Annotated in this window: 16 protein-coding genes and 1 pseudogene; 4 read left to right on the top strand and 13 right to left on the bottom strand. The window is 69.6% G+C overall.

Annotation, left to right across the window (positions count from 1 at the left end; translation table 11 throughout):
• The first annotated feature begins 25 nt into the window (after window positions 1-25).
• Genes ftcD through HXX10_RS12550 form a run of 3 tightly spaced genes read left to right on the top strand, consistent with a single transcriptional unit; the run spans window position 26 to window position 2,500 of the window.
• On the top strand, window positions 26-1,876 hold the full coding sequence (ftcD, locus tag HXX10_RS12560) for a glutamate formimidoyltransferase (RefSeq protein WP_296522598.1): 1,851 nt from the start codon (window positions 26-28) through the stop codon (window positions 1,874-1,876).
• A gap of 34 nt (window positions 1,877-1,910) precedes the next feature.
• Window positions 1,911-2,171 carry a type II toxin-antitoxin system HicA family toxin gene (locus HXX10_RS12555; protein WP_296522597.1) on the top strand — a complete coding sequence of 87 codons (261 nt, stop codon included), beginning with the start codon at window positions 1,911-1,913 and terminating at the stop codon, window positions 2,169-2,171.
• A complete protein-coding gene (locus HXX10_RS12550) occupies window positions 2,168-2,500 on the top strand; it encodes a type II toxin-antitoxin system HicB family antitoxin (protein WP_296522596.1) in 333 nt (110 codons plus the stop codon). Before HXX10_RS12555 ends, HXX10_RS12550 begins: the two co-directional genes overlap by 4 nt.
• A gap of 167 nt (window positions 2,501-2,667) precedes the next feature.
• On the opposite strand, the gene HXX10_RS12545 is transcribed toward HXX10_RS12550, so the two are convergent.
• The 5 genes from HXX10_RS12545 to HXX10_RS12525 all read right to left on the bottom strand — a co-directional run bounded on the left by HXX10_RS12545 (window position 2,668) and on the right by HXX10_RS12525 (window position 7,248).
• Window positions 2,668-3,378 carry an ABC transporter ATP-binding protein gene (locus tag HXX10_RS12545; RefSeq protein ID WP_296522595.1) on the bottom strand — a complete coding sequence of 237 codons (711 nt, stop codon included), beginning with the start codon at window positions 3,376-3,378 and terminating at the stop codon, window positions 2,668-2,670.
• Window positions 3,365-4,159: an ABC transporter ATP-binding protein gene (locus HXX10_RS12540; RefSeq protein WP_296522594.1), complete on the bottom strand. Its 795-nt coding sequence runs from the start codon at window positions 4,157-4,159 to the stop codon at window positions 3,365-3,367. Before HXX10_RS12540 ends, HXX10_RS12545 begins: the two co-directional genes overlap by 14 nt.
• A complete protein-coding gene (locus tag HXX10_RS12535; protein ID WP_296522593.1) occupies window positions 4,156-5,013 on the bottom strand; it encodes a branched-chain amino acid ABC transporter permease in 858 nt (285 codons plus the stop codon). Before HXX10_RS12535 ends, HXX10_RS12540 begins: the two co-directional genes overlap by 4 nt.
• 4 nt (window positions 5,014-5,017) lie before the next feature.
• Window positions 5,018-5,878, bottom strand: a complete 861-nt coding sequence (locus HXX10_RS12530; protein ID WP_296522592.1) for a branched-chain amino acid ABC transporter permease — start codon at window positions 5,876-5,878, stop codon at window positions 5,018-5,020.
• Window positions 5,879-6,105: 227 nt separating this feature from the next.
• Window positions 6,106-7,248: an ABC transporter substrate-binding protein gene (locus HXX10_RS12525; RefSeq protein ID WP_296522591.1), complete on the bottom strand. Its 1,143-nt coding sequence runs from the start codon at window positions 7,246-7,248 to the stop codon at window positions 6,106-6,108.
• Between the two features lie 357 nt (window positions 7,249-7,605).
• Here HXX10_RS12525 and HXX10_RS12520 point away from each other — a divergent pair, with 357 nt between their 5' ends.
• On the top strand, window positions 7,606-8,808 hold the full coding sequence (locus tag HXX10_RS12520) for a CoA transferase (protein ID WP_296522590.1): 1,203 nt from the start codon (window positions 7,606-7,608) through the stop codon (window positions 8,806-8,808).
• A 302-nt stretch (window positions 8,809-9,110) separates the two neighbouring features.
• On the opposite strand, the gene HXX10_RS12515 is transcribed toward HXX10_RS12520, so the two are convergent.
• From HXX10_RS12515 to HXX10_RS12480, 8 genes and pseudogenes are all read right to left on the bottom strand, one after another.
• Window positions 9,111-10,445: an MFS transporter gene (locus tag HXX10_RS12515; protein ID WP_296522589.1), complete on the bottom strand. Its 1,335-nt coding sequence runs from the start codon at window positions 10,443-10,445 to the stop codon at window positions 9,111-9,113.
• Window positions 10,446-10,693: 248 nt separating this feature from the next.
• Window positions 10,694-13,090 (bottom strand): 5-amino-6-(D-ribitylamino)uracil--L-tyrosine 4-hydroxyphenyl transferase CofH, encoded by a 2,397-nt coding sequence (gene cofH / locus HXX10_RS12510; protein WP_296522587.1) that lies wholly within the window; start codon window positions 13,088-13,090, stop codon window positions 10,694-10,696.
• Complete coding sequence (gene cofC / locus HXX10_RS12505) at window positions 13,090-13,800, bottom strand: 2-phospho-L-lactate guanylyltransferase (RefSeq protein WP_296522586.1); 711 nt, start codon at window positions 13,798-13,800, stop codon at window positions 13,090-13,092. The genes cofH and cofC overlap by 1 nt, the downstream gene beginning before the upstream one ends.
• Window positions 13,797-14,753 carry a 2-phospho-L-lactate transferase gene (gene cofD / locus HXX10_RS12500; protein ID WP_296522585.1) on the bottom strand — a complete coding sequence of 319 codons (957 nt, stop codon included), beginning with the start codon at window positions 14,751-14,753 and terminating at the stop codon, window positions 13,797-13,799. Before cofD ends, cofC begins: the two co-directional genes overlap by 4 nt.
• Window positions 14,753-15,499 carry a coenzyme F420-0:L-glutamate ligase gene (gene cofE / locus HXX10_RS12495; protein ID WP_296522725.1) on the bottom strand — a complete coding sequence of 249 codons (747 nt, stop codon included), beginning with the start codon at window positions 15,497-15,499 and terminating at the stop codon, window positions 14,753-14,755. Before cofE ends, cofD begins: the two co-directional genes overlap by 1 nt.
• 241 nt (window positions 15,500-15,740) lie before the next feature.
• Window positions 15,741-17,099 carry a hypothetical protein gene (locus HXX10_RS12490; protein ID WP_296522584.1) on the bottom strand — a complete coding sequence of 453 codons (1,359 nt, stop codon included), beginning with the start codon at window positions 17,097-17,099 and terminating at the stop codon, window positions 15,741-15,743.
• Window positions 17,086-17,829 (bottom strand): FkbM family methyltransferase, encoded by a 744-nt coding sequence (locus tag HXX10_RS12485; protein ID WP_296522583.1) that lies wholly within the window; start codon window positions 17,827-17,829, stop codon window positions 17,086-17,088. The genes HXX10_RS12490 and HXX10_RS12485 overlap by 14 nt, the downstream gene beginning before the upstream one ends.
• Window positions 17,805-18,014: pseudogene (locus HXX10_RS12480) on the bottom strand (hypothetical protein); the annotation flags it as partial. The pseudogene HXX10_RS12480 and the gene HXX10_RS12485, both read right to left, overlap by 25 nt.

Genomic DNA, 18,014 nt, shown 5'->3' with positions numbered 1-18,014 from the left:
GCGGCGATCAGCACGAGGATTCTCCATGGCTCAGCAAGTGGTCGAATGCGTCCCCAATTTCTCCGAAGGCCGGGACATGGCGAAAATCCGCCGGATCACCGATGCCATCGAACGCGTGTCGGGGGTCCGCCTGCTGGACGTGGATCCCGGCGCCGACACCAACCGGACCGTCGTCACCTTCGTAGGGCACCCGGACGCCGTGCTGGAGGCCGCGTTCCAGGCCGTGCAGACCGCCGCGGACGTGCTCGACATGACCACCCACCAGGGCGCCCATCCGCGCATGGGGGCGACCGACGTGTGTCCCTTCGTGCCGGTCGAAGGCGTGACGCTCGACGATTGCGCGGCGCTCGCCCGCAAGCTGGGCGAGCGGGTGGGGCGGGAGCTGGCAATCCCCACCTACCTCTACGAGCATGCCGCGAGCCGCCCCGAGCGGTGCAATCTCGCGGTGGTCCGCAAAGGCGAGTACGAGGGACTGGAGGAGAAGCTGAAGGATCCGCAATGGGCCCCCGATTTCGGCCCAGCGGTCTTCCATCCCAAGGCCGGCGCCCTGATCACCGGGGCGCGCGAGTTCCTCATCGCCTACAACATCACCCTCAACAGCCGTGACAAGAGCCACGCCGCCGACATGGCGCTGGAACTGCGCGAGACCGGCCGGGTGGCGCGCCGCGGCCAGGCGACCGCCTTCTACAATTCCGGCGAGCTGATCTTCTATCAGGACGGCAGGTTTCCCTGCGGCAACTGCGATTTCGACGGGGCGACCTTCGCCGAGACGGAGGCGCATTGCCGCGAGGTCCACGGCTACGACCTTCGCCACCTGCTGGCGCTCAACGGAGTCGACGCGGCGAAGGGCGTGGTCGGCCAGAAGGTCTATCGAGCCGGGCTGTTCAAGCAGTGCAAGGCGATCGGCTGGTACGTCGAGACCTACAAGCGGGCGCAGCTCTCGATCAATCTCACCAACTACAAGGTGACGAGCCCGGTCGACGTGCTGGAGGCGGCGCGAACCATGGCGGCCGCCCGCGGCCTCGTCGTCACCGGCAGCGAGATCGTCGGCGTGGTGCCGTTCCAGGCGCTCCATCAGGCCGGCCGGCGCTATCTGAAACAGCAGGGCAAGAGCCCGTTCGTTCCGGTCGCCGACGTGCTGGAGAACGCGGTTTTCTCCATGGGCCTCGCCGACGTGGCGTCATTCGAGATCGACAAGAAGGTGCTGGGCCTGCCGAAATCCTATCCGGGCGGACTGATGAGCATGACCGGAACCGCCTTCGTCGACGAGGTGTCGCGCGACACGCCGGCGCCGGGCGGCGGCTCGATCGCGGCGCTGGCCGGCGCGCTCGGCGCCGCACTCGCCTCCATGGTGGCCAATCTCACCCAGGGCAAGGCCAAGAGCCCCGACGCCGAATTCGCCCTCGGAGAGGCCGCCGAAAAGGCCCAGCGGGTGAAGGACGCGCTGGTGCTGGCGGTCGACGAGGACACGGCCGCCTTCACGGCCTACATGGAAGCCCGCCGGCTGCCCGCCGGCACGCCGGACGAGAAGGCCGCCCGCGAGGCGGCGATGCAGCATGGGCTGATGGTCGCCGCCGACGTGCCCTGGTCCACCGCCAAGGCCTGCTTCGAGGCGATGGAAGCGGCCGAGGTCGCCATGCACCACGGCAATCCCGCCTCGATCACCGACACCATGGTGGGGTTCACCATCGCGTTCGCGGGCGTGCGCGGTGGCCTGTGGAACGTCCTCATCAATCTCAAGGACATCAAGGATCCGGCCTATGTGGACCGCATGAAGGCGCAATGCGCCGACCTGCTCGGCAAGGCGCAGGACCTGCTGGCCCGCGCCGGCCAGCACGGCGACGCCCGGCTCGAGGCGATGCTGACGAAGAAGTAGGCGACCTTGAATTAGTATCAATAAGTGATACTATATGGACCTGAGCAGGAAGCATCGCGCCACTCTCGAGGCGATCTTCGCGACGCCCGTGCACGCCGGCATCGTCTGGACCGATATCGAGACTCTGTTCCGGGCCTGCGGCGCCGAGGTCAGCGAGGGCAGCGGCTCCCGGGTGCGGGTCGCGCTCCGCGGCGTGCGCGCTGTCTTCCATCGCCCGCACCCGCAGAAGGAAACCGACAAGGGCGCGGTGAAATCGGTTCGCCGTTTCCTGACCGAGGCCGGGATCGAGCCATGAGCACGATGAACCACAAGGGCTACGAGGCGATCGTCGAGTACGACGAGAACGCCGGGATCTTTCATGGCGAGGTCGTCAACCTGCGCGACGTGATCACGTTCCAGGGCCGGTCGGTCGCCGAGCTGAAACAGGCCTTCGCCGAATCGGTCGAGGACTACATCGCCTTCTGCAAGGAGCGCGGCGAGGAGCCCGAGAAGCCGTTCTCGGGCCAGTTCGTGGTGCGCACCGATCCGTCGCTGCACAAGGCCGTGTCGGGCGCGGCGCGCCGCGCCGGCGTCAGCCTCAACAAATGGGTCACGGCGACGCTGGAGAAAGCCGTCCGCGGCTGAGGGACCGATCCGGGGCCGGGTGACGTATTCAGTAGTCAATCCGGGACGGCGCAGAGCGCCGGACCCAGAATCCAGCCAAGAATACCAAGTTGGCCGCTGGATTCCGGGTTCGCGCCTTCGGCGCGCCCCGGACTGACGGCGAAATGATCGTCCGGTGCGGCTCGTCCCTACGCTCGCACGCCGCCCATATAGGCGCCGAGCACCTCGGGATTGCCGCGCGCTTGCGCCGCCGTGCCGGTCCAGGCGAGGCGGCCCGATTCCAGCACCACCACCCGGTCCGCCATGGCGAGCACGCGTTCGAGACTCTGCTCGACCAGCACGATGGTGAGACCGCCGCGGCGCAACGCATCGAGCGCCTCGTAGCAGATGTCGACGTTCTTCGGCATCAGGCCGAGCGACACCTCGTCGATGAGCAGGAGCCGCGGCGCCGCCATCATGGCGCGGCCGATGGCGGCCATCTGCTGCTCGCCGCCGGAGAGCGAGCCGGCCTGGTTGTCGAGCCGCTCCTTCAGGCGCGGGAAGAGGTCGAGCACGCGGGCCATCGCCTCGTCGGTGCGCCGCGCGTCGCGCACATAGCCGCCGACGATCAGGTTTTCGCGGACCGTGAGATCGCGGAACAGCCGCCGCCCCTCGGGCGCCAGTGCGATCCCCCTGGCGCAGCGCCCCATCGGGGAGAGCGCCGTGATGTCCTCCCCGTCGAACGTGATGGTGCCACCGCCCACCGCCACATGCCCGGCGATCGCCATCAGGGTCGACGACTTGCCGGCGCCGTTGGCGCCGAGGATCGCCAGCGCCTCGCCCTGCTGGGCCGCGAAGGAGAGGTCGCGCACCGCGACGAAGCGGCCGTAGCCGCAGGTGAGGCCGTCAACCCGCAGCATGCGACGCCTCCGCGTGCGAGGGGTCTCGACCCGAGGCGTCCTTGCCCATATAGGCGGCGATGACGGCGGCATCGGCCAGCACGGCGGCAGTCGAGCCGTCGGCTATCTTGCGGCCGTTGTCGAGCACGACGAGGCGCGGGCAGATCTCCGCCACCTTGGCGAGATTGTGCTCGATCAGGATCATGGTGATGCCGGACGCGTTGAGGTCGGCGAGCGTCGCGGCGAGCCGCGTCGCCTCGACCGAGTTGAGGCCGGCGAGCGGCTCGTCGAGCAGCAGCACCTCGGGCGAGATGGCGAGCGCGCGGGCCACCTCGAGCCGCTTGAGCGCGCCGAGCGGCAGCACGGCGGGCGCGGCGTCGGCATAGTCGGCGATGCCGACCAGCGCCAAGAGCTCGCGGGCGCGCGCCCGCTCGGCCGTCCGCGACACCGAGGTGAGCGCGCGAAGGAGATGCGTCGTCTTGGCGAAGCCGGCCGCCAGCGTGACATTGTCGAGCACGCTCATGCCGCGGAACGGCCGGACGATCTGGTGGGTCAGCGCAAGCCCGAGCCGGGCGCGGGCATCGGTCGACAGGCGGGTGACGTCGCGGCCGCCGACCAGGACGCGCCCCTTTGTCGGCGTCACCACGCCGATCACGGTATGCAGCAGGGTCGTCTTGCCGGCGCCGTTGGGGCCGATGAGGCCGAGCAACTCGCCCTTGCCCAGAGAAAAGCTGACGCCGGCCAGCGCCGTGACGCCGCCGAAACGGACCAGCACGTCCTCGACGGCGAGCAGTGCGCTCATGGCCCGCCTCCCGGCCGCACGCGCGCCTTGACGGCCGCCACCACGCCGGCGAGCCCGCCGGGCGCGAACCGCATGGTCAGCACGATCAGGGCGCCATAGAGCAGGAGCTTGTAGTCGTTGATGACGCGGCTGAACTCGGGCAGCAGGGTGAGCAGCACGGCAGCGACGACGACGCCCCAGATCGAGCCGACGCCGCCGACGATCACCATGGTGAGGATGCTGATCGACACCGTGAAGCCGAAGGCGCCCGGGATGATGAAGCGGGTGAAGTAGGCGTAGACGGCGCCGGCGACGCCGGCCAGGAAGGTGCCGATGACGAAGGCGGCGAGCTTGTAGGCGGCGGCGTTGATGCCGAGGGTGCGGGCGGTGCGCTCGTCGTCGGCGACAGCGGCGAAGCCAAATCCCATCCAGCTCCGCTTGATGTGCCAGGTGAGCAGCGCCATCAGGGCGACCAGCGCCAGGCACAGTCCGACGAAACCGAGATCGCCGAGCCCGTGGTCGGGAATGTCGGTCAGCCCCATCTCGGCGCCGAGAAAGCCCTGCTTGCGCACGACGCCGACGAAGACGAAGCCGACCCCCATGGTGGTGATGGCCAGAAAGTCCTCGCGCACCCGCAGCGAAGCGACGCCGACCAGAAGGCCGAGCGCGCAGGCGAAAAGGCCGGCGACCAGCAGCACGGCGGGCAGCGGCAGGCCGCCGGCGACCAACGCGGCCGCATAGGCGCCGGTGCCGAAGAAGGCGGCATGGCCGAGGCTGACCTGGCCGCAGAAGCCGGTGATCAGGTTGAGGCCGAGCGCCAGCATCAGGTTGATGCTGACGACCGCGACGAGCGTGATCTCGTAAGCGCCGATCACCGGGTCATCTCGCCGCGAACAGGCCTTGCGGTCTCACCATGAGAACCGCGATCAGGAACACGAAGGCGATGGCGTCGCGGTCGAGGAACGCTCCGGCATAGATGGTGCCGTAGGCCTCGATGACGCCGAGCAGCAGCGCCGCGGCGAGCGTGCCGCCGACATTGCCGAGTCCGCCCAGCACGATGATGGCGAGCGACTTGTAGCTCGGCACGCTGCCCATGGTCGGCTCGACCAGGTTGTTGAGCACGGCGACCAGCGCGCCGGCCGCGGCGGCGAGCGCCGAGGCGATGAAGAAGTTCACGTAACGCACCTTGATGGTGTCGATGCCGAAGGAGCGCGCCATCGCCGGGTCCGTCACGGTCGCCCGCCAGGCGATGCCGAAGCGGGTGCGCTTCATCAGCAGGCCGAGCCCGGTCAGCAGCACCACGGCGCCGACCAGCATGGCCGCGTCCGCCGCCGCCATGCCGATCGGCCCGATGGTGATGCGCTGCGTGAGCTGCATGGTGTCGAACGAGTTGCCGTAGGGCCCGAAGACGATGCGGTAGCTCTCCTCCATGCAGATGAACAGGCCGATGGAGGCGATCAGCGCCACATAGGGCGGGCGGTCGAGCAGCGGCTCGTAGAGCAGCCGGTAGACCAGCATGCCGGCGACGCCGACGACGAGCGTCGCGGCGAGCACCGCGAGCGGCAGGCTGCCGGTGGCGTTGGTGATCAGCACCGTGATGTAGGCGCCGAGCGTGAACAGGCCGGCATGGGCGACGTGCAGGATGCGCAAGAGCCCGTAGACCAACGTCAGGCCGACCGCGATGACGGCATACATGCTGCCGTTGATCAGCCCCTGCAGCACGAGCTCGACATGGAGCATGGCAGTTCCTTCAAGCGCGTGCGGGCTAGGAGATCACGGCGGCGCCTTCTTCACCTCTCCCCGCTGGCCGGGAGAGGTCGGACCGCATGCCGAAGGCATGTGGTCCGGGTGAGGGGGCGCCTCCGTATCCACGAGACGCCCCCTCACCCCGACCCTCTCCCCGCACGCGGGGAGAGGGAGAGCCGGCGTTTTACCGGCCTGACGCGTGAAGCGTGCCGGATCGAGCTTCACTTCTCCGGCGGGGCCAGGAACTGCAGGTCGTCGATGATGGCGAAGCGGTGGAAGTTGGCGTCCTTCACCACCTGCACCTGGACGGCCTTCTTCACCTCGCCGAGGTTGTTGAAAGAGAGCGTGCCGATCGCCGTGTCGAAGCTGCCGGCCCTTATGGCGTCACGGATCGCCTTGGGATCGGTGCCGGCTTTCTTCAGGGCGGCGATCGCGACCGTCGCGGCGGCGTTGCCGGAGGCGGCGACCATGTCGACCCGGTCCTTGAACGCCTTCTCGTACTCGTCGATGAAGGCGCGGGTGGCCGGCGACGTCGAATCGCGGTCGAGCGACGTGGTGACGATCACGCCCTCGGAGGCCTTGCCGGCGATCTCGATGAAGCGCTGGCTGTCGTAGCCCTCCTGGCCGATGATGGTGGCCTCGACGCCGGCGGCACGGAGCTGTGCGACCAGCGGGCCGGCATTGAAGAAGTAGCCGGGCGCGTAGATCACCTCGGGGTCGGACGCCTTCACCTGGGCGACCAGCGGACCGAACTGCCGGTCCGGCATGGCGAAGGTGTGCTCCTTGAGGATCTCGATGCCGAACTTGGGCGCCACCTCCTTGAAGCCGGCCGTCAGCGCCTGGCCGAAATCGTTGTTCACGGCGACGATCACGACCTTCTTTTTCTTGAGGAGGTCGGCGACCAGCTTGGCGCCGGCGCGGCCCTGTACCTCGCCCATCATGCCGGTGCGGAAGATGAAGTCGCCCGCCCTGGTGATGTCCGGGTGGATCGCATAGGCCGACAGATAGGGGATGCCGGCGCGCTGCAGCACCGGGGCGGCGGCGCGGGTCGGACCCGAATAGCCGCCCGACACGACCACGGCGACCTTGTCCTGGCCGATCAGCTTGTTGGCCAGCGGGATGGTATTCTCCGGCTTGCCCTCGTCGTCGTAGACGACGAGCTCGATCTTCTTGCCGGCGATGCCGCCGGCCGCGTTGGCCTGGGCGACGGCGAGCTCGGCACCCTGGCGGGCCGACTTGCCGTCGGCGGCCGCGAAGCCGGTCAACGGGGCATGAAACCCGATCTTGACGACGTCCTGGGCGGGGGCGGTGCCGGGCATCAGCCACAGGACCGCGAGCGCGAGGAGCGGCAGAATGCGACGCATGTCGTTTCTCCCCTGAGTATGCTCGCGTCTGGGTAGACGCCCGGCCGGAGCGAGTCAACGAACGGCGCCGCGTGGCGAGAAATTGCGCCTCGCATGCCCGGCATACGAGGCAGCGGAGGCGCTCCGGCCGCGCCCGCCCCGCTGGCGCGGCCCGTCAGCGGCAACCGCAGAACGCGCCGGGTCCGGGTCTGTCCGGATGCCTGCCCCGCCGCCCGCTCTCTCGTCGGGGGCGCCGCAATCGTGTACAGAACAGGCTTCCTCGGGACGGCCCGACCCGCCGGCCCGCAGCCAGCCCAGACGCGCGGCCCGCTCCTCGAGACCTGCCCGGCGCCTTGACCAACCGAACGGGACGAACCGTTGAGTCCACTCCTCGACAAGATCCGCGTGCTCGACCTCACCAATGTGCTGGCCGGACCGTTCTGCTGCTACCAGATGGCGCTGCTCGGCGCCGACGTGATCAAGGTGGAGGTGCCCGGCACGGGAGACCTCGCCCGCCAGCTCGGCGCCGATCACGAGCTCAACAAGGCCCTGATGGGCGTCTCCTTCCTGGCCCAGAACGCCGGCAAGCGCTCGGTCACGGTCAATCTCAAGGACAATGCCGGCAAGGCGGTGTTCCGCCGGCTGGTCGAGAGCGCCGACGTGCTGGTGGAGAATTTCCGCCCCGGCGTCATGGACCGGCTCGGACTGGGCTGGACGACCCTGAAGGAGTTCAAGCCGAGCCTCGTCTACTGTGCCATCTCGGGCTTCGGCCAGACCGGCCCGCTGCACGCCAACCCGGCCTATGACCAGATCGTCCAGGGGCTCGCCGGCGTGATGAGCGTGACGGGCGACGAGACCACGGCGCCGCTGCGGGTCGGCTATCCGGTCGCCGACACCATGGGCGGCATCACGGCGGCCTTCGCCATCGCGGCCGCGCTGGTGCGCCGCGCCCGCACCGGCGAGGGCGAGTTCATCGACGTCTCGATGCTGGAATCGACGCTGGTCGCGATGGGCTGGCAGGTGTCGAACTATCTGGTCGCCCATGTGCAGCCGCGGCCGATCGGCAACGAGAACATGACGGCGAGCCCGTCCGGCACCTTCGCCACCGGCTCCGGCCCGCTCAACATCGCGGCCAACAAGCAGGAGCAGTTCGTCGCGCTGTGCCAGATGATCGGCCGGCCCGAGCTCGCCACCGACCCGCTCTATGCCGACCGCGAGGACCGCAAAAAGCGCCGCTTTGAGTTGAAGGCCGAGATCGAGAAGGCCCTCGCGCGAAAAACCGCCAAGGAGTGGTCGGTGCTGCTCAACGCCGAGGGCATCCCGGCCGGCGAGGTTTTGTCGATCCCGCAGGTGCTGGAGCATCCGCACATCAAGGAGCGCAAGCTGGTGACGCGCTTCCCCGGCGCGCCGGGGGTCGAGCGCGAGGTGCCGGTGGTGCGTTCCGGCTTCAAGCTGGAGAGCGGCGATCCGGATCCGCGCACGCCGCCGCCGGCGCTCGGCGCCGACACCGACGCCATTTTGGACGAGCTCGGCTACACGGCCGACGAGCGGGCGAAGCTGCACGCCGACGGCGCGATCTGATCAGGACCGCGATGAGCGCGTCCCATCCGTGGCCGACGCCGCGCTGTGCATCGGGGCTTCCCCCCACCCCTGACCCCTCCCCGCCGCTTCGCGGGGGGAGGGGAACCGCAGCACCGTGATCGCAGCAACGCGCCGATGGAGGTGCGTCGGCCTCATACCAAGGGTAAAGAGCGGCGCCCCGTCTCGGTCGTCACCGCCGGACTTGATCCGGCGGTCCATCTCTTCGAAAGAAACCACTTTTTCGAGGATGGATTCGCGGGTCGAGCCCGCGAATGCCGAGTCGAGAGGTCGCGCCGTCCGCCTCACTCCGCCGGCGTGCCGAGCGGACGGCCGGAGCCGCCGGACGGCGCGGCGCGCTTCACCCGCAGCTCCTTGGGAATGAAGAGCAGCGTGATCGCCGCGCCGATCACCAGGATGATGGCGATGCAGTACATCGCGGCCGATGGGTCGGCCGAGATCGCCTTCACCCAAATGGTCACGTTGGGACCGACATAGCCGCCGAGATTGCCGACCGAGTTGACGATGCCGATGCCGGCCGCCGCCGCGGTGCCGGCCAGGAAGGCCGATGGGATCGGCCAGAACAGCGGCATCGAGCCGACGACGCCGAGCGTGCCGATCGACAGGAAGGCGATCGAGACGACCGGGTTGGAAGCGAACACGCCGCTCAGGGCGAGGCCGATGGCGCCGGCCGTCACGTTGAGGGCGTAGTGCCAGCGCCGCTCGCCGGTCTGGTCGGAGTGGCGGCTGATGATCAGCATGCCGACGGTGGCGAAGCCCCATGGGATCGCCGAGAGCAGGCCGACGCTCAGATAGCCTTGCACCCCGAACGCCTTGATGATGGTCGGCAGCCAGAAGGCGATGCCGTAGAGGCCGATCATCAGGGTGAAGTAGATGGCGCACAGGACATAGACCTTGCCGCTCTTGAAGGCGTCGAGCACGCTGTGCTCGGTCTTGTGCTTGTCCTCGGTGACGAGATTGCGGGCCAGCATCGCCTTCTCCTCGACGGAGAGCCACTTGGCCTCCTCGATGCTGCTGTCGAGATACCAGATCACCCAGATGCCGACGATGATGGACGGGATGCCCTCGGTCAGGAACAGCCACTGCCAGCCGGCGAGCCCGAACGCGCCGGAGAACAGATCCATGATGGCGCCGGAGATCGGGTTGCCGATCACGCCGGCGAGCGCGATGGCCGAGACGAACCACGCCGTGCGGGTCGATCGCTTGTCGGAGGGATACCAGAGCGTCAGGTAGAAGATGACGCCGGGGAAGAAGCCCGCCTCGGCCAGGCCGAGGATGAAGCGCCCGATATAGAAGGTCCACTCGTCGGTCACGAACATCATGGCGGAGGACACGATGCCCCATGTCACCATGATGCGGGCGATCCACATCCGGGCGCCGTACTTCTTCAGCAGGATGTTGCTCGGCACCTCGAAGAAGAAATAGCCGATGAAGAAAATGCCGGCGCCGGTGGCGAAGGCGGCGTCGGAGAGCGACAGATCCTTCGACATCTGCAGCTTGGCGAAGCCGACATTCACACGATCCAGATAGGCGAGGATGTAGCACAGGAACAAGAACGGAATGATATGGCGGTCGACCTTGGCATAGGTCCTCGCCTCGACGCTCTGATCAATGGCCATCGGACCACCTCATGGACAAGCGTTCGGCCGGAGGGGTCTCCGGTCGCTCAGCAGATCGTCAATGTGAAGTGATGACTAAGAGCCGTCCGGCACGCCCGGTCGCCCGACCAATACCGGTCCATGCGCAGCAGGTGCGGCGCATGTCTGACCGCAGACGATACGCCGGTCCCATGAGGCCGGCAACGCGACCCTGATACCTAATAATACTGACAGTTGCCGGCTCGCCGGCTGCAATATCGGCCGTCGCGTCAGCCGTTTGCCGCGGCACGGTCAGTCTCCGGCTGCGGCAAAGGCGACGCCGCGTGGGACACGGCGATGCGCTCGGCCCGCGGCGTGCCGTAGAGCGTGGTGCGCTGGCGTGGCGTTCTGCCAATGCCTCTGATCAGCAATTCGAGCGCGGCGGGCGTCATCTCCTGACCATGCGCGGCACCGGCCGCCCGGGTGATGCTCTCGTTCATCAGCGTGCCGCCGACGTCGTTGGCGCCGGCGTTCAGGCAGACCTGCGCGCCCTCGGTGCCCATCTTCACCCACGACGTCTGGATGTTTTCGATCAGCCCGTGGAAGACGATCCGCGACACCGCATGCATCAAGACCGACTCGCGAAACGTCGGCCCGAGGCGCGACTGGCCGCGCAGATTGATCGGCGACTCCATCGCCACGAAGGGCAGCGGCACGAACTCGGTGATGCCGCCGGTGCGCTCCTGCAGGCGGCGCAGATGCAAGAGATGCCGCGCCCAGTGCCGGGGCGTGTCGACATGGCCGAACATGATGGTGGCGGTGGTGCGCAAGCCGGCGCGGTGCGCCGACTCGACGACGTGCAGCCACTGCTCGACCGTCACCTTGTCGGGACAGATGATGGCCCGCACCTCGGGATCCAAGACCTCGGCGGCCGTGCCCGGCAGCGTGCCGAGCCCGGCGTCGCGCAGCATGGGCAGAAACTCGGACGGCGTGAGGTCCAGCGTCTTGGCGCCCTGGAAGGTCTCCAGTGGCGAGAAGGCGTGGATGTGCAGGTCGGGCAGCTCCGCCTTTATGGCACGGCAGAGCTCCAGATAGAACGCCCCCGTGTAGTCCGGGTGGATGCCGCCCTGCAGGCAGACCTCGACGGCGCCGCGCTCCCACGCCTCGCGGCAGCGCGCCACCACGTCGGGAATCTCCAGCTCGTAGGGCCGGCCGCGCAGATGGTCGGCCGTCTTGCCCTTGGAGAAGGCGCAGAAGCTGCAGCGATACGAGCAGATGTTGGTGTAGTTGACGTTGCGGGTGACGATGTAGCTGACGGTGTCGCCGTTGGTCTCGCGGCGCAGCGCGTCAGCCGCCGCGCACACTTCCGAGAAGGCTTCGCCGCGGGCGCCGAACAATGCCCCGATGTCGGCCTCGGAGAGTTCCTCCCGGCGCGTCGCGCGCAAAAGAATCGGCGACAGCGAGCCGACGCGCGGGCCGATCGCCGGCATGGCGGGCAGCGGCAGAGAGGCGCCCGGCGTCCACGCCTCGGCGCGGGCAAAGCCCTCGGAATCGCTCGCCCGCAGCACCGCCGTGTGCAGCCCTTTGTCGATCCAGCGGGCGCGGTCCGCCAGAAAACGGCGATGCACGGCGAGCCGCGGCACCAGCACCTTGCCGACCGCGGCGGTCTCTCGCGCCAGGGCATCGAGGTGAGGCCACGGCTTCTCGGGATTGACGTGGTCGGGCGTCACCGGCGAGACGCCGCCCCAGTCGTCGACGCCGGCGGCGAGGAGCCCGCGCAGATAACCGGAGCCCAGGTTGGGCGGCGCCTGCACGGCGACGTCGTCGCTCATGATCAGCCGCGCCGCCGCGACGCTCCACAGATGCTCGGCCGCGTCGGGCTCGGGATGCGCCGCCATGCGGGTGCCGGGCTTGGCGCGAAAATTCTGGACGATGATCTCTTGAAGATGCCCGTACCGCTCGTGCAGGGCGCGCAGCGCCAGCAGCGCCTCGATGCGCTCGCGCCGCGTCTCGCCGATGCCGATCAGGATCCCGGACGTGAACGGCACGGCGGCTTCGCCCGCCGCCGCGATGGTGGCGAGCCGCACCGACGGGCGCTTGTCGGGCGAGCCGAAATGCGCCCCGCCGCGCTGGGAGAGGCGATCCGAGGCGGTCTCCAGCATCAGGCCCTGCGACACCGAGACGACGCGCAGCGTGGCGATGTCGTCCGCCGTCATCACGCCGGCATTGAGATGCGGCAAGAGGCCGGTCTCGCGCCGCACCAGATCCGCCATGGCGGCGAGATAGTCGAGCGTCGTCGCATGGCCGAGCCGGTCGAGCTCCTCGCGCGCGACTCGGTACCTCAGCTCCGGCTTGTCGCCGAGCGTGAACAGCGCCTCCTGACAGCCGGCCGCAGCGCCGGCGCGGGCGATCGCCAGCACCTCGTCGGGCGTCAGATAGGCCGCCTCGCCGCGCCGCGGCGGATGCGCGAAGGTGCAGTAGTGGCAGGCGTCGCGGCAGAGCTGGGTGAGCGGGATGAACACTTTTCGCGAGTAGGTGACGCGGTCGCCGAAGGCCCAGTCGCGTCGCGTCGCGGCGGCGCGCATCAGAGCCGGGCCCGGCTCCATGTCGGCGAGCAGCATGGCCTCGTCGTCGGCGAGCCGGCGTGGCGCGCGCACCAGCGCCAGACAATCGATCGGCTCGCTCATCATCTCGCCTCCACAGTCACGTTCGCCCCGCTTTGGTCATAAGCCGCCAGCCGCGCCAAAAGCTCCGGGCCAAAACTCGCCACCAGCCGCCCGGCCCGCGTCTGCGCCTTCAGGCGCGCAAACGCCGCCAGATCGTGCGGCTCGTCGACGTCGAAGCCGATCGACGCCGCCTCGACCACGGTCGGCTCGATCCCCTGTTTTCGCGCGGCATCGAGATGGGGGTAGAAGCTGTCCGGTCCGAAGCGCAACGGCACCGCGTCGGCGGGCGAGCATGCAATCGCGTTCGAGCCTTGCAAGTCGCGGGCCGGCGCGATGGTGAAGGCCGGCGCACTGCGATGAGCCGCTATGACACGGCTGACATCGGCGGCGTTCAAGATCGGCAGGTCGCCCGGCAGCGTGATCATGCCGAAGCCTTCTCGGACAAGCCGCCGGGCGGCACCCGTCACTGCGCCCGTGTGGCCCTCGCCCGCATGCGCGTCGGTGACCTCGCAGCCGTAACGCCGCGCCAGCGCCGCCGCGGTCGCGTCCGCCGTCACCACCAGGATACGGGCAAGCTCCGGAACGGTGGCCAGCACCTCGAGCACGTCTTCCGCCATGGCCATGGCGAGCGCACTGCGTGCGTCGGGCGACAGCACGTCGGCAAGGCGCTGCTTGGCGCCGACCAGGCCCTTGACGGGCACGACGGCGCAGAGCTTCGGCGCGGGGATCATCCGGGGGTGGCTCCGATCCGGTCGGCGAAGGCGAGCACATCCTCGGCCAATCGGATGCGATCGGCCAGGGTGAGCATCAGGGTCTTTGTGGCGATCGTGGGTACGGCGAGAGCGGGCGCGGCTTCGGCGTCGGCCTCGTCGAGCACAAAGCCGTCGAGGAGATCGCGGTAGCGCTCCACCACGGCGCCGACGGTCGCGCCGGCGCCGAGATCGTTCAGCATGGCGGCGGTCGGTCCCTTGACGGCACGGCCGCCGATCAGCGGCGACACGGCGACCACGGGCGCCGTGCAGGCCCGCACCGCCTCGCGAAGGCCGGGCACGCACAGGATCGGCTCGATGCTGATCAGCGGATTGGACGGGCAGACCACGACGGCGTGCAGCTCGGGATCGGCGAGCGCGTCCAGCACGGCGGGCAGCGGACGCGCCGTTGCGGCCCCGTCGAAGGCGAGCTCGCGCACCGGCGGGGCGGCGCGGCGGCCGACGAACCAGTCCTGGAAATCGAGCCAGCCCTCGTCGAGCCGCACCCGGGTGCGAACGGAATCGTCGGTCGCCGGCAGCACGCGCGGCACGACGCCGAGCGCGGCACAAATGTCGGCCGTGACGGTGGAGAGCGGCACGCCCTGGGCGCGGCGATGCGTCCGCATCACATGCATGGCGAGGTCGCCGTCGCCGAGCCGGAACCAGGCCGGGCCGCCGAGTTGCTCCAGCGTCGCCATGAAGGTCCAGGTCTCGCCGGTGCGACCCCAGCCGAGCTCCGGATTGGCGAGGCCGGCGAGCGTGTAGACCAGCGTGTCGATGTCGGGTGACACGTGCAGGCCGAGATGCTCGAAATCATCGCCGACATTGGCGATGATCGTGAGGTCGCCGGGCGCCAGCACGCGAGCGAGGCCGAGCGCCAGCTTGGCGCCGCCGATGCCGCCCGACAGGGCGACCACCTTGCGCCGCGTCGCCATCAGCGGAACAGATCCTCGGCCGCGTCGCGGATCAGATCCGCGGCCGGGCGCGGTGGAGCGTCGAACGCTAACCCGCGCAGAAGAACGGCGGGCTGGCCTTCCGCCCCCTGCCCCATCAGCAGCGAAGCGGCGGCGGCGATCTCGTCGGCGAAGCCGGTCTCGGTGACGCGCAGCGGCCGGCCGTAGAGGTCGGGCTCGCCGCGCAGATCCTGCAGCGCCGGCAGGCCGGCGGCGCCGAGCGCGACCCCGACCGTGCCCTGTCGCCAGGGGCGCCCGAAGCTGTCGCTGACGATCACGGCGAGCGGCAGGCCGAAGCGGGCCGACAGCGCATGATGGAGCCGGCCGGCGGAGGCGTCGGCATCCTGCGGCAGCAGCAGCACCGGGTCGCTGCCTTCGACCGGATCGACATTGGAGCGGTCGATGCCGGCATTGGCCATGACGAAGCCGCAGCGGTGCTCGACGATCAGCACATGGGGCGAGTGGCGCACCACGCGGCGCGATTCGCGGAGAATCAGCTCGACCAGTCGGGCGTCCTTGCCGGTCTCGACGGCGAGCGCCTCGGCGCGCGGCGACGGCACCACGGTGTCGAGGTCGACATAGCGGCCCTCGGCCTTGGAGACGATTTTCTGGGCCAGCACCAGCACGTCGCCGGGGGCGACGCCACCGGCCGCCTCGATCGCCGCCGCCAGCAGGCCGGCGAGATCGTCGCCCGGGCGGATCAGCGGCAGGCCGGGCAGAGCCACCATCTCCAGCCGGCGCGGCGCGGCCGGCGCGGGGCAGGCGGCGGGCTCAGGCGGGGAGGCGGCGGGAACGGCCCGCGGGGCCGACGGGGTGCTCATCGATCGGGGGCCGACCTTGGCGACGGGGTCGCTCGGGAGTTCCGGCCGCGAGGGGCCGGCGTTTTCGATTTATCGACCCTGGCGCGACGCAATGCAAACCGCTGCCGCGTGCCTTTTTACGGCGTCGGCAACCTCTGCACGAAACCGCTCAGCGACGGCGAAGCCCTGCCGCCAGCAACGCGGCCCCACCGGTCAGCCCGGCCGGCACGGCGAACCACGCGTAGCGGACGTCGGCGGCGACGCCGAGCACCGCGAAGCTCGCGACATAGACGATCGCCGCACCCGACACCGCGAGCGCATAGGCGCCGGAGGGCTCCTCACGACGCCGCCAGGCGAATGCGGCGACGACGCTGCACACCACTAGCCAGGCCCCGACCCGGAACAGCGGCGTCGGCTTCAACACGTCATGGACGGCCAGCATCGCCGCAAAAGCGTGGTTGTCGGGCAGCGCCAGCCGCGTCTTGTCGTCGAGATCGAGGACCCAGAGCGTAAAATTCTCGCGGAGCAGGAACTGCTCCGTGAAGGCGGCGCGGTGGGTCAGCCAGGCACGCGGATGCGCCGCGACGGCATTGCGCCAGGCCAGCGTCAACGCCGGCGTGCCGAACACGCCGTCGCGTTGTTCCAGGCGCTCCATCACGAAGGCGCAGGGGCGGTTATACCAGTAGGCGTCCCACAGATAGGGGTCGTAGCAGTCGGTGGCGAGGCGGCGCTTCTCCTCGGGCGTCCACGCGCCCGGCAGGCGGATGTCGCCGGAAAAATGCGTGATGCCGCCGAGGTCGAACACCGCGAGCGAGTGCTCCGGATGTTCCCGCGCGGCGCCGAGCACGCCGTAATAGACGAGCTGCAGCAGGCCGAACAGCGCGAGCCCGGCCGGCCCATAGAGGATCGCGGTGCGCCGGACTTCGAAGCGCGCCGGCCACAGCGCATAGACGACCAGGATCGGCGCCGCGAAGATCGCGTTGGGCCTCAAGAGCACGCCGAGGATCACGAGGCCGAGCGCACCGATTTGCAGTGCCGGACGGACCGGCAGCCGCGTGCTCATCGCCACAAACGCGAGCGCGGCGGCCAAAAACCAGACGGAGCCGAACAGCACGTCGCGCCAGAGAATTCCCAGGAACATGAATCCGGGTGGCGCGAGGCCGAGCACGACCGTGACGACGCCGAGCCAGGGCGCGCGCCGCGCCAGCGCCAAGCCGACCAGGGCAAAGCCGAGCCAATAGAGCAGAGCGGTCGTGAGCAGCATGCCGGCGGCGCCCGGCACCAGCGGGTCGATGGCGCGCCACAGGGCCGCCATCACGGGCGACTGCCAGTCGCCGTAGATGCCGGCGCGAGCGGCGGCGAGCACGAAGCGGGCATCGAACGTCATCACGCCGGGCCAGAACACCGCGAGCGTGAGGGCGAAGCCCGACATGGCGATCAGCACGACGGTGAGCGCCGGGACGAGACGGCGCGCCGGGGCCGGGTCCAGTGCGGAAAGCGGAACGGCGAGCCGTTCAGCGGAGCGCATAGACGTCGCCGGAATTCGCCGCGTGCGGCAGACCGGCGATCCAGTCGCGCATGCGCGACGCGCTCTGCCAGGCGCCATGCATCAGCCGGTGCGATTCGCCGAGCGAGGCGTCGAACTTTTCGTAGCCGAGCGCCGCCAGAGCGGACAGCGCCGTCAGCGCGACGTCGCGCTGGATGGTGGTGAACTCGAAGGACAGCGCCGGCACCGGCGTCGACAGGCCGGCCAGCGCCTCGGCCTCGAAACCCTCGACGTCGATCTTGATGAAGGTCGGCATGCCGTGCCGCGCGATCAGCGCGTCGAGCGTCGTCATCGGGAGGCGCAGGCGCTCGGTCCAGCTCTCCTTCTCCCAGCCGGGCGCACCGGCGGCGGCAGCGACGAAAGCCGGCGACGCCGTCGACACGGTGGGGTTGGCATGGTTGATCATCAGCTCGGCGTAGCCGTCGGTGCGGCCGATCACCAGCGGCTCGATGGTGACGGCACGGTCGCGCCCGTACAGCACGGTCAGCACCCGCACCAGGGCCGGCTGCGGCTCGACCGCGACCACCCGCGCCCCGAGACGGCGGAAGGCGCCGACCCGGTCGCCGACATGGGCGCCGACGTCGAAGACGAGATCGCCGCGCTGCACGAAGCGGGCGTACAGCCGATCGAGCCCGTCGCGGTGCTCGCGGCGACCGTGATAGGTGCGCAGCGACGCGAAGATACCCTTCAGGGCGTGGAAGCGTTTGAGCATGACGGCAGTCCGGCGACGGGGGACGTCGGTGCGACAGGGAGCGGTGCGGCGGATTTCGGTTCGAGCGCGGCGAGCGCGACGGCCCGCAGGACAGCAGGCGGCTCGCGTTCCTCCGGCAGGCGGGCGAGGCCGAGCCGGCGCACGAGACGGCCGACCCGCGGCGACGCGGTGAGCACGGCGAGCGG

Origin of the sequence: Rhodoplanes sp., from assembly GCF_013377085.1 — a bacterium.
GTDB lineage: Bacteria > Pseudomonadota > Alphaproteobacteria > Rhizobiales > Xanthobacteraceae > Rhodoplanes.
Note: the sequence above shows the minus strand (reverse complement) of the source record. Positions and strands in the feature narration are given on the sequence as shown.